General features: G+C 66.0%; 11 protein-coding genes and 1 pseudogene. 5 read left to right on the top strand and 7 right to left on the bottom strand.

Annotated features, from left to right (window positions below; genetic code table 11):
- Positions 1-122, bottom strand: a pseudogene (locus PVW46_RS21970) (allantoinase PuuE); the annotation flags it as partial.
- Between the two features lie 116 nt (positions 123-238).
- On the opposite strand from PVW46_RS21970, the gene smpB reads away from it, so the two are divergent.
- The 5 genes from smpB to PVW46_RS21945 all read left to right on the top strand — a co-directional run bounded on the left by smpB (position 239) and on the right by PVW46_RS21945 (position 6,452).
- Positions 239-715, top strand: a complete 477-nt coding sequence (gene smpB / locus PVW46_RS21965; RefSeq protein WP_043141528.1) for an SsrA-binding protein SmpB — start codon at positions 239-241, stop codon at positions 713-715.
- Positions 716-824: 109 nt separating this feature from the next.
- Positions 825-1,115, top strand: a complete 291-nt coding sequence (locus PVW46_RS21960; protein ID WP_172430871.1) for a hypothetical protein — start codon at positions 825-827, stop codon at positions 1,113-1,115.
- A 115-nt stretch (positions 1,116-1,230) separates the two neighbouring features.
- Positions 1,231-2,091: a 3-mercaptopyruvate sulfurtransferase gene (gene sseA / locus PVW46_RS21955; protein WP_043141533.1), complete on the top strand. Its 861-nt coding sequence runs from the start codon at positions 1,231-1,233 to the stop codon at positions 2,089-2,091.
- A gap of 12 nt (positions 2,092-2,103) precedes the next feature.
- The gene (locus tag PVW46_RS21950; RefSeq protein ID WP_043141538.1) at positions 2,104-3,288 is read left to right on the top strand and encodes an amino acid aminotransferase; all 1,185 of its coding nucleotides are present in this window, start codon (positions 2,104-2,106) and stop codon (positions 3,286-3,288) included.
- A gap of 170 nt (positions 3,289-3,458) precedes the next feature.
- Complete coding sequence (locus PVW46_RS21945; RefSeq protein ID WP_069209391.1) at positions 3,459-6,452, top strand: error-prone DNA polymerase; 2,994 nt, start codon at positions 3,459-3,461, stop codon at positions 6,450-6,452.
- A gap of 24 nt (positions 6,453-6,476) precedes the next feature.
- Here the strand turns inward: PVW46_RS21945 and PVW46_RS21940 are convergent, their stop codons facing one another.
- From PVW46_RS21940 to queG, 6 genes are all read right to left on the bottom strand, one after another.
- Complete coding sequence (locus PVW46_RS21940) at positions 6,477-7,961, bottom strand: inorganic phosphate transporter (RefSeq protein WP_069209390.1); 1,485 nt, start codon at positions 7,959-7,961, stop codon at positions 6,477-6,479.
- Between the two features lie 72 nt (positions 7,962-8,033).
- Entirely contained in the window at positions 8,034-8,492 is a 459-nt protein-coding gene (locus tag PVW46_RS21935; RefSeq protein WP_043141541.1) for an NUDIX hydrolase, read from the bottom strand.
- Between the two features lie 245 nt (positions 8,493-8,737).
- Positions 8,738-9,349: a class I SAM-dependent methyltransferase gene (locus PVW46_RS21930; protein WP_069209389.1), complete on the bottom strand. Its 612-nt coding sequence runs from the start codon at positions 9,347-9,349 to the stop codon at positions 8,738-8,740.
- A gap of 109 nt (positions 9,350-9,458) precedes the next feature.
- The gene (msrA, locus tag PVW46_RS21925) at positions 9,459-9,965 is read right to left on the bottom strand and encodes a peptide-methionine (S)-S-oxide reductase MsrA (RefSeq protein WP_069209388.1); all 507 of its coding nucleotides are present in this window, start codon (positions 9,963-9,965) and stop codon (positions 9,459-9,461) included.
- Positions 9,962-10,411, bottom strand: coding sequence for a peptide-methionine (R)-S-oxide reductase MsrB (gene msrB, locus PVW46_RS21920; RefSeq protein WP_069209387.1), 450 nt, complete (start codon positions 10,409-10,411; stop codon positions 9,962-9,964). The genes msrA and msrB overlap by 4 nt, the downstream gene beginning before the upstream one ends.
- A 202-nt stretch (positions 10,412-10,613) precedes the next feature.
- On the bottom strand, positions 10,614-11,663 hold the full coding sequence (gene queG / locus PVW46_RS21915; protein ID WP_069209386.1) for a tRNA epoxyqueuosine(34) reductase QueG: 1,050 nt from the start codon (positions 11,661-11,663) through the stop codon (positions 10,614-10,616).
- Positions 11,664-11,702: the final 39 nt, after the last annotated feature.

Below are 11,702 nucleotides of genomic sequence, written 5' to 3'. Positions count from 1 at the left end.
CAGTTCTCGCCGCCTTCCTCGTAGTTCAGGACGAATTGCACCGCGACCCGCGCGCCGCCGGGCCACTGCGGGTCGGGGCGGTGGGGGCCGTGGCCGATCATGTCGCGGGGGTAGCGGTTCATCTCTGCCTCTTGGTCTGGGTCTGTCACCTAGGCACTGCGACCGGCGCTGATTGTCAAGTCCGAGACCCGCCGCGGGTGGTGGACAGGCCCCGCGCCAGTGACTATCTAGGCGCATCATGGCCAAGAAACCCGACAGCAACCCGAACTACAAGGTGATCGCCGAGAACCGGCGCGCCCGTTTTGACTACGCGATCGAGGATGACCTCGAATGCGGCGTCGTGCTGAACGGGTCCGAGGTGAAATCCCTGCGCGAGAACACCTCGAACATCGCCGAGAGCTATGCGGCGGTTGAGGATGGCGAGCTTTGGCTGGTGAACAGCTATATCGCGCCCTACGAGCGCGCGATGTTCGGGCATGAGGAGCGGCGGCGGCGCAAGCTCTTGTGTTCCAAGCGTGAATTGGCCCGGCTCTGGAACGAGACCCAGCGCAAGGGCATGACGCTGGTGCCCCTGGTGCTGTATTTCAACCACAAGGGTATCGCCAAGATCAAGATCGGCATCGCCAAGGGCAAGAAGAACGTCGACAAGCGCGAGACCGAGGCCAAGCGCGACTGGAACCGTCAAAAGCAGCGCCTGCTGAAGGAACGCGGCTGACCCCGACGGCGCGTGCGGGGAAAGCCTGCGCGCCATTCCCTTATCGCTGGCCTGCCCGGCCCGCTACCCAGTCCGCGCCCCTTGGTGGGGCGCAGGAAAGGGAGTGGACATGGAACTTTTCATTGCACTGATCTCGGGCGCGGTCGGCGGCAACCTTGCCGGCGGGTTGGTCAAGGGCATCAACCAAGGCACACTGATCAACTCGATAGCGGGTATTGTCGGGGGTGGCCTGGGCAGTACCCTGCTGGGAATGCTGGGCGCGCCAGACGTGGCCGGGCAGGCCGGTGCTGTGGGTGGGCTGGATATCGGCACGATCATTGGCCAGGTCGCCAGCGGCGGTGTCGGCGGAGGTGTCGTTCTGGCCGTGGTCAGCGCGCTGCGTGGCATGATGTCGAAGTAATGCGCCGGTCTCCGGGGTGGCATTTCCTGCCCCGGAGGACAGATCGCGGCGCGACGCGCTTGCAAGCGGTGGCCCTCTTGCCTAAGCACACGGTAATGACCGCTGTGGGGGGCCCATGTTCGCCGACGATCCCAAAACGCTCGTTTCGACCGAGTGGCTGGCCAAACACCTGAACGATCCCGACCTGCGGATCCTGGATGCCAGCTGGTACTTGCCCGACATGGGCCGCGATGCCCGTGCCGAATACGACGCCGGACATATTCCCGGCGCCCGGTTCTTCGACATCGACGAAATTTCGGATGCGCGGTCGGACCTGCCGCACATGGCGCCGCCGCCGGAAAAGTTCATGTCGCGGATGCGCGCGATGGGCGTGGGCGACGGCCACCAGGTCGTGGTCTACGATGGCGCCGGGATCTTTTCCGCCGCCCGGGTCTGGTGGCTGTTCAAGCTGATGGGCAAAGATGACATCGCCGTGCTGGACGGCGGGTTCGCCAAGTGGCAGGCCGAGGGCCGCGAGATCGAGGACATGGATCCGATCGTCCGCGACCGGCACATGACCGTGCGCCGCCAGAACCACCTGGTGCGCGACGTGACCCAGGTGTCCGCCGCCGCCAAGCTGAAGAATACCGAGGTGATCGACGCCCGGTCGCCGTCGCGCTTTGCCGGCGAGGAACCCGAACCGCGCGAAGGCCTGCGGGCGGGGCATATCCCGGGGTCCAAGAATGTCCATTACCGCAGCCTCCTGACCGAAGACGGCACGTTGAAAGACGCAGATGCGCTGCGTGCGGTCTTCGTGGCGGCGGGCGTGGACCTGGCCAAGCCCGCGATCACCACCTGCGGGTCGGGTGTGACCGCCGCGATCCTGAGCCTGGCAATGGAACGCATCGGCAAGAGCGACCATTCGCTATATGACGGGTCCTGGGCGGAATGGGGCGCCTTCCCGACGCTGCCCGTCGCCACGGGACCCGCGGAATAACCGGAGACAGAGATGTTCGAGACGATCAAGGAACAACCCGCCGACAAGATCCTGATGCTGATGCAGGCCTTCCGCGAGGACCCGCGCGAGGACAAGATCGACCTCGGTGTCGGCGTCTACAAGGACGCCGATGGCAACACGCCGATCATGCGGGCGATCAAGGCCGCCGAAAAGCAGCTTTGGGAAGACGAACAGACCAAGGCCTATACCGGGCTTGCCGGCGATCCGGGTTTTGCCGACGTCATGGTGGCGCTGGTGCTGGGCGACGCGGTCGCGCGTGAGAACGTGGCCGCGGCGGCGACGCCGGGCGGCACAGGCGCGGTTCGCCAGGCCTTTGACATGGCGCGCATGGCCAACCCGAACGTCCGCGTCTTTGTCAGCGATCCGACCTGGCCCAACCACCTTTCGATCCTCAAACACATGGGGATCGAGACGGTCATGTACCGCTATTTCGACAATGAAAGCGGCGGCGTGAACTTCGACGGCATGATGGCCGACCTCGCGCAAGCGGGCAAAGGCGACATCGTGCTGGTGCACGGCTGCTGTCACAACCCGACCGGCGCGAACCTGAACGCGACCGAGTGGAAGGCCCTGATCGACCTTCTGAACAAGACCGGCGCCACGCCGATGATCGACCTGGCCTACCAGGGGTTCGGCGACGGGCTGGACGCGGATGCGCAAGCGGTGCGCATGGTGGCCTCCTCGGTGCCGGAATGCCTGATCGCGGCCTCCTGTTCGAAAAACTTCGGCATCTACCGCGAGCGCACCGGCCTGCTGATGGCGGTGGCGCAGGACGGCGGTGCGAAGAAGCTGAACCAGGGGACGCTGAACTATCTCAACCGGCAGAACTTTTCCTTCCCGCCGGACCACGGCGCGCGGCTGGTGACCTATGTCCTGAGCGACGATGCGCTGAAGGCCGAGTGGCAGGCGGAACTGGAAGAGATGCGCACCGGCATGCTGGCCCTGCGCGAGCAACTGGCGGGCGAATTGCAGCGCCTGTCGGGGTCGGACCGGTTCGGCTTTCTCGCGCAGCACCGCGGCATGTTTTCGCGCCTGGGCGCCACGCCTGAACAGGTCGAGACCCTGCGCCGCGATCACGGCGTCTACATGGTGGGCGATTCGCGCATGAACATCGCGGGTCTGAACGCGAAGACCGTGCCGCTGCTGGCCGAGGCCATCGTGAAATCCGGCGTCTGATCCAATTGAGCGGGCCCTTCGGGGCCCGCGCTTTGTATCTCGTCGGTCCGCCTCCGGCTCCCTCCTCGGCGTGCCTCCGGCGGGGAGTATTTCCGCCAAGAAGAAGCATGGGGTCCGGGCAGCGTTCTGTGGACTCGAAATGAGAACAAAGGGGGAATATATTGCCCCGCATGTTCGCCGAGCTTTGCATCACCTCGAACTTCTCCTTTCTCACCGGGGCCTCGCACCCGGAGGAGTACATGGAGCGTGCGGCACTTGCGGGGGTGTCTGTCATTGCCCTGGCGGATGTGAATTCGGTTGCGGGGATCGTGCGGGCGCATAGCGCGGGGCGCGAGATCGCGCGGCAGGTGGCGGAGCTGGAGCGGCTGGAGGCAGAGGGCGGGGTGATCGGCCCGCCGGCGCCGCCGGGTCTGCCTGTGCCGCCGCGTGCGCCGGTGCGCAACGTGCCCCGGCTGATCCCGGCGGCGCGGCTGGTCTTTACCGAAGGTGTGGAGATGGTGGCGCTGGCGGGGTCGCGCGTGGGCTGGGGGCATTTGTGCCGGATGCTGAGCGCCGGTCGGCTGCGGGCGGAAAAAGGCGCCTGTCACCTGCACCTGTCGGATCTGCCGGAGGGCGTGGAGGGGCTGGAGTTCATCCTCCTGGCGCCGGACCGGGTTGGGGCGGGCTGGTGCGGCCATGTGGCGGCGCTGGTGCGGGGGCAGGGCGCGCGGATGCACCTGGCACTGGCGCCGCGCTATGATGGCGAGGATGCGCGCCGGTTCGACCGGCTGGCAGCGCTGGCGGCGGAGCTGGGCCTGCCCACCGTGGCCACGGCGGCACCCGTCATGCACCACGGACGGCGGCGGCGGCTGGCGGATGTGCTGACGGCGATCCGCAGCGGGGTCCGCGTGGATCAACTAGGCCGGGCGGCGCTGGCCAACGGTGAACAGCGGCTGCGCTCGGAAGGCGAGATGCGCCGCCTGCTGGGTCCACATGCGCAGGCGGTGGACCGGGCTGCCGCGCTGGCGGCGCGCTGTGTCTTCGACATCGCGTCCCTGCGGTACGAGTACCCATCGGAGATCGCGCAGGGCGAGACCGCGCAGGCGCGGCTGGCGCGGCTGGCGCATGAGGGGCTGGCCTGGCGCTATCCGCAGGGCGCGCCGGAGAAGGTGCAGCAGATGCTGGCGCATGAGCTGGATCTGATCTCGCGGCTGAATTACGAGCCCTATTTCCTGACTGTCCGGGACATCGTCGCCTTTGCCCGGTCGCGCGGGATCCTCTGCCAGGGGCGCGGCTCTGCGGCCAATTCCATCACCTGCTATTGCCTGGGCGTGACCTCTGTCAGCCCCGAGGTGGGGACGATGGTGTTCGAGCGTTTCGTGTCCGAGGCGCGGGACGAACCGCCCGATATCGACGTGGATTTCGAACACGAGCGCCGCGAGGAGGTGATCCAGCACATCTACGAGACCTACGGACGCCACCGCGCGGGTCTTTGTGCCACGGTGATCCATTACCGGGGCAAGCGCGCCATCCGCGAGGTCGGCGCCGCGATGGGGCTGAGCCAGGACACGATCGGGGCGCTGTCGTCACAGCTCTGGGGGTTCTTCTCCGCGCAGGGGCTGGAGCGGCAGCGGATGCGGGAAATCGGGCTGGACCCGGACGACCGCCGCCTGATGCTGACGATGGAGCTGATCCACGAGATCATCGGCTTTCCCCGCCACCTCAGCCAGCATGTCGGCGGTTTCGTCATCACCGAGGGGCGGCTGGACGAACTTGTGCCGGTGGAAAACGCCGCGATGGAGGGGCGGACCGTCATCTGCTGGGACAAGGATGACATCGACGCCCTGGGCATCCTCAAGGTCGATGTGCTCAGCCTCGGGATGTTGACCTGCATCCGCAAGGCCTTTGACCTGGTGGCGCGTCACCACGGGGTGCGGCACACGCTGGCCACCCTGCCGCCCGAGGATGGCGCGGTCTATGACATGCTGTGCAGGGCCGACAGCGTGGGCGTCTTCCAGGTCGAGAGCCGGGCGCAGATGAATTTCCTGCCCCGGATGCGGCCGCGCACCTTCTATGACCTGGTGATCGAGGTGGCGATCATCCGCCCCGGCCCGATCCAGGGCGACATGGTGCACCCCTACATCCGCCGTCGCAACGGCGAGGAAAAGGTGCAATTCCCCTCGGACGAGTTGGGCGAGGTGCTGGGCAAGACGCTGGGCGTGCCGTTGTTCCAGGAACAGGCCATGCAGATCGCCATCACCGGCGCGGGCTTCACCCCCGAACAGGCGGACCGCCTGCGCCGCTCGCTGGCGACCTTCAAGAAACACGGCAATGTCAGCGAGTTTCGCAGCCTGTTCCTGCGTGGCATGGCGCAAAAGGGCTATGACCGGGCGTTTGCCGAACGCTGCTTTTCCCAGATCGAGGGGTTCGGATCCTATGGTTTTCCCGAAAGCCATGCCGCCAGCTTTGCGCTGCTGGTCTATGCCTCGGCCTGGCTGAAATGCCATCACCCGGGGATCTTTGCCTGCGCGCTGCTGAATGCGCAGCCGATGGGGTTCTATGCGCCCGCCCAGATCGTGCGCGATGCGCGCGAACACGGGGTGTTGGTGCGGCCGGTCTGCGTCAATGCCAGCTACTGGGACAATGTGATGGAGCCGGACGGCAAGGGCGGGCTGGCGCTGCGGCTGGGCTTTCGCCAGATCAAGGGGCTGGCCGAGGAAGAGGCCACTTGGCTGACCCATGCGCGGGGCAACGGCTACATGCAGGTGGCGGATGTCTGGCGCCGGGCCGGGCTGGCGCCCGCGGTGCTGGAACGGCTGGCCGAGGCGGATGCCTTTGCCGCCCTTGGCCTTTCGCGGCGCGAGGCGCTGTGGCAGGCCAAGGCGCTGAAGACGGGAGGGGAGCTGCCGCTCTTCTCGCGGGATCTGGACGGCGAGGCGATTACCGAGGTGGCGGCTTGCCTGCCGCAGATGACGGAAGGCGAACAGGTGGTCGAGGATTACGTCGCCATGCGCCTGTCCCTGCGCGCGCATCCGGTGGCGCTGTTGCGGCACATCCTGACGCCCGGGGCGGGGCAGGGGGTGGCGCCTGCGACGGATCGAGGTCCGGCAGAGCTGCGCGCGGACCTGGCGCGCGCCGGGCGGCGCCACCCAAGGGACTTGCCCAGCCCGGTGAAACGGGAGTGACAGGGCCCTTGAGGGTGGAAAGGCTCAGCCGCTGATGCCCTGAATCACCAGGAACAGGCCTGCGGACAACGCCGCGGCGGCGGGCACGGTGATGACCCAGGCCGCCACGATGGTCATGAAGTGCGACCGCCGCACCAGCTTGCGGCGGCGGCGTTCCTCGGGCGCAAGGGCCGGCAGGCCGGTGATCGCGCTCTTGGATTTCCGCATCCGCCGCTCGGTGTCCCATTCGCGGAAGAACCCGACGCCAAAGACCCCGCCCACGGCGATATGGGTCGAGCTGACCGGCAGGCCCAGCCAGCTGGCCACGATCACCGTGATCGCCGCCGAAAGCGCCACGCAATAGGCCCGCATCGGATTCAGCTTGGTGATCTGGTTGCCCACCATGCGGATCAGCTTCGGCCCGAAGAGGAACAGGCCAAAGGAAATCCCCAGCGCGCCGATCACCATGACCCACAGCGGGATTTCCACCGCGTGGGTGAAATCGCCGGTCGACGAGGCCTGTACGATGGCGGCCAGCGGGCCGACCGCGTTGGCCACGTCATTGGCCCCATGCGCAAAGCTGAGCAGCGCCGCCGAAACGATCAGCGGGATGCCGAACAGCACCTTGAGAGACTTGTTCCGGTTTTCCAGGTTGGCCGATTGCCTGCGGACCACCGGGATCATGATCAGCCAGGCGATCACGGCCACCCCGACGCCGATCATCAGGGCGCTGCCCAGCTCGATCTTGACGATCTTCTTGAGGCCCTTGACCGCAAGGTAAGAGGCAAAGGCCCCCGCCATGATGCCGACGAGAACCGGCACCCATTTGCGCGCGGCGGCGATCTTGTCGTCGCGGTAGATGATGTTGGCCTTGATGAACCACAGGAACCCGGCGGCGATCAGCCCGCCCAGCAGGGGAGAGATCACCCAGCTGGCGGCAATGGCGCTCATCTGGCCCCAGCTGACGGCGGCAAAACCTGCCGCCGCGATCCCGGCGCCCATGACGCCACCCACGACCGAATGCGTGGTCGAGACAGGCGCCCCGATCCATGTCGCCAGGTTCACCCAGAGCGCCGAGGCCAGCAGTGCTGCCATCATGGCAGAGATGAAGGCCCCGGAGGTGCCCAGGCTTTCCGGCGCAATGATGCCCTTGGCGATGGTCGATACCACGTCGCCCCCGGCCAGCAGGGCGCCGGCGCTTTCAAAGATCGCGGCGATCACGATGGCCGCGCCCATCGACATGGCATTGGCGCCCACGGCGGGCCCCATGTTGTTGGCCACGTCGTTGGCACCGATGTTCAGCGCCATGTAGGCGCCAAAGGCGGCGGCCACGACAACGATGAAGGTGTTGTTGGTCTGCCCGAAGACAAGCGCCGCGACCAGTCCCGCGAACACCACGAAGATCAGCGCGATTCCAAAGCCCATCATCGGGCGGCTGACATAGGCCGTGGCCTGTTCCAGAGTCGAAAGCCGGCCCAGGTCGCGGTCAAGCGTCTCCAAGTGGCTTGGATCCAGGTGTTCGTCCGACATGCATTTCCCCCCGTTTGGCCGGGGGGCCTATGTCAAATGCGGCCTCGGAGCAAGATCAACACGGTTGCAGGGTCAATTGTCCCCGAAATCGAGGAGAATTTGCCTCAGTCCCGGCTCGTCGACCATTCCTGCTGCCTCAGTTGGCGTGACCCAGCGGCGCACTCTTTCACGGGCTTCGGGGAACCGATCCTCCAGCGACCGGACCTCGACCGGAAAGACCAGCATCTCGACGGTGACCGGCAGGCCCGAATTCTTGATCTTGTCGTAGACATAGGTGCCGATGGGACGCTCTGCCGTCCGGCCCGGGCGCACCCCGGCCTCTTCCCAGGCTTCCACGACAGCGGCCTCGCTGGCGTTCTTGCCGCGCATCAGCCAGCCCTTGGGGATGACCCAGCGCCCGGTGCCGCGGCTGGTGATCAAAAGGACGCGTTTGTGACCGTCCTCGATGCGGTAACACAGGGCAGCCGTCTGCAATTGCCGGGGCCGTTGCAGCATCGGCAGCGCGAATTCCGCGCCGGTTTTCCTGATCAAGGAAAAGAGTTTCCTTATGATTCCGCCTCGAATGGTCGACCCTGCTGTCACGTAGTCCTGCCTCGTCCCGTTGCCCTATTGCCGAAAGATCGCGCACAATAGGCAACGGTTGGCCTTTACGCAAATACCCCTGATATCCGGTGACTGTCCTGTTTCCCGGCTCGACAGACTATCTGGGGTGCTCAGGGGCACAAGTCAAATCCCGTTCCCGTAACCGGATGCCCGGGTTGCAGGGAAATGCGCGGTCAGACCGCGCGGGCCACGACCAGCCAGTTGGGCAGCTTTTTCGGATAGCCTCCGCTTTCCACCACCTCGAAACCGGCCGCGCGCAGTTCGTCCTCGATCTGGCCGGGCCGCAGCGAATGGACGGGGCCGGGCGCCTTGCCGACTTTCTGAAGCGCCCAGATCAGCGGCCGGAACCAGGGTTTGCCACCCAGGCAGGGCGTCTTGGAGATGAACAGCCCGCCCTCGGGCAACAGGCCGCGCACATGGGTCAGAACCGCCGCCCTGTCCGCGACCAGGTGCAAAAGGTTGAAGGCAAGCACCGCGTCGAAGGGCTGCCCGGCCCCGGCACTTTCCGCGGGAGCAGTGTCAAAGCTGACATTCGGCACCTGCGCGGCCTTTTCGTTCGCGATGCGTACCATCTCTCCGGAGACGTCGGTGCCCAGGATCTGCCCCGCATTCCCGGCCAGCTTCAGCGCCGTCGTGCCGGTACCACAGCCGATTTCCAGCACGGCCATGTCCGGACGCAGCCAATGCCGCACCCGGTCCAGCGTGGCCTCGTAGGCCTCGGTGTTGCCAATGGGCTGCTTGGCGTATTTCTCTGCAATCCCGTCCCAGAATGCCTCTGGTGTCATGTCCGTTCTCCAATCTACCGACCTTTCCCGCATATAGGCGGAGGGCCGGAGAATAGGGATTGCCCAATGTGGCAAGGAAGCCATGCGCAAACGCATGGCTTCCCCGGTGTCATTCCGCGGCGTCGCGCTTGGGCAGAACCCAGTCGGCGCGCGGGAAATGGCAGGTATACCCGCCCGGATAACGTTGCAGGTAATCCTGGTGCTCGGGCTCCGCTTCCCAGAAATCGCCCACGGGTTCCACCTCGGTCACCACCTTTCCGGGCCAGAGCCCGCTGGCCTCGACGTCGGCGATGGTGTCCAGCGCGCATTGCCGCTGGTCCTCCTCGACATAGTAGATGGCCGAGCGATAGCTCATGCCCATGTCATTGCCCTGCCGGTTCAGCGTGGTCGGGTCGTGGATCTGGAAAAAGAACTCCAGCAGCTGCCGGTAGGAAATCTTTGCCGGATCGAACAGGATCTCGATCCCCTCGGCATGGGTGCCGTGGTTGCGATAGGTGGCATTGGCAACGTCACCGCCGGTATAGCCCACGCGGGTCTTCTCGACCCCGGGCAGCTTGCGGATCAACTCTTCCATGCCCCAGAAGCAGCCTCCGGCCAGAACAGCACGGTCTGTCATTCGATCTCCTCCACCTGGTCGATGTAATCAGAATAGCCCTCGGCCGCCATGTCGTCACGGTGGATGAACCGCAGCGAGGCCGAGTTGATGCAGTAGCGCAGGCCGCCCCGGTCCATCGGCCCGTCAGGGAAGACATGGCCAAGGTGGCTGTCCCCGTGGCGCGACCGCACCTCGGTCCGGATCATGCCATGCGTGGTGTCGCGCAGCTCGACGATATTGTCCGGCTCGATGGGTTTGACAAAGCTCGGCCAGCCGCAGCCCGATTCGTATTTTGCGGCGCTGGCGAACAGCGGCTCGCCCGAAACCACGTCCACGTAGATGCCCGGCTCTTTCATGTGCAAGTATTCGCCGGTCCCCGGGCGCTCTGTCCCGCTCTCCTGGGTGACGTGGTACTGCTCGGGCGTCAGGCTGTGGATAACCTCCGGTCTTCGTTCATATTTTGCCAAGTTGTTCTCCTCTCGGATCGGGTCCTGTCCTGTCCCTGCATAACATGGGTTTCATCGGCGCAAATCAAAGCCCGTTGTCACGGACCTCACGTTGCCTTGCGCGCCTCTTGCGCGAACCGGGTGTGGCTGCCATGTAACGGTCGAGTGACAAGCTCTTTCTCCCAAGAAACCGAGGTGTCGCTCCGGGCGCTGAGATGGCAGCTCAGCGCCCGTCCCCCAGTTCCGATCCCAGGCGCAGCACGGCCCAGCGGGCCGCGTCACGCACCGCCGGGTCCGCATCCTCGCAAAGCGACTGGACAACGGGTCTCAGCTGGGGCCGGCCAGAGTTGCCGATGGCATAACAGGTGTTCCGCACCATCCGGTCCCGCCCGATCCGCTTGATCGGAGAGCCGGAGAAGCGCGCCCGGAACGCCGCGTCGTCCAGAACGGCCAGGTCCGCCAGCGGCGGCGCCAACAGGTCCGGGCGCGCATGGTATTTCACCTCTTCGGCGCGGCGGGCGAACTTGTTCCAGGGGCAGACCGCCAGGCAGTCGTCACAGCCGTAGATCCGGTTCCCCAGCGCGGGACGCAGTGCCTCGTCCACCGGCCCCTTGTGCTCGATGGTCAGGTAGGAAATGCAGCGCCGCGCGTCCAGCTGGTAAGGCGCGGGAAAGGCCCCGGTCGGGCAGATGTCCAGGCAGGCCCGGCAGGACCCGCAATGATCGCGCTCTGCCCCGTCCACCTCCAGCTCCAGCGTGGTAAACACACAGCCCAGGAACAGCCAGGATCCCAGCTCGCGGCTGACCAGGTTGGTATGCTTGCCCTGCCAGCCCAGCCCCGCCGCCTGCGCCAAGGGCTTTTCCGGCACCGGCGCGGTATCGACAAAGACCTTCACCTCGCCGCCCGCCTCGGCGATCAGCCAGCGCGCCAGCCGCTTCAACCGCTTCTTGACCACGTCATGATAATCGCGGTGCTGGGCATAGACGCTGATCGCCGCCCGGTCGCGCCGGTCCAACACCTCCAGCGGATCGTGCTCTGGGCCATAATTCTCACCCAGCATGATGACCGACCGCGCCTCGGGCCAGAGGACATCGGGTGCCCCGCGCCAGTGCACCCGATCCGCCAGCCAGTCCATCTGCCCGTGATAGCCCCGGTCCAGGAAGGCGCGCAGCCTGCCCATCACCTCGGGCACGTCGCCGGGCCGGCAGATGCGCGCCTGGGCAAAGCCGATGTCCCGCGCTTCGTCCTTCAGGCGTTCGGTCAGTTCCCTCACGACTCCCCCCGCTTCTTCTTGGCAAAAATACTCCGGGGG

Origin of the sequence: Mameliella sp. AT18, assembly GCF_028807275.1 — a bacterium.
Lineage (GTDB): Bacteria > Pseudomonadota > Alphaproteobacteria > Rhodobacterales > Rhodobacteraceae > Antarctobacter > Antarctobacter albus.
The sequence above is the reverse complement of the archived record's forward strand: the minus strand, read 5'-3'. Positions and strand labels throughout refer to the sequence as shown.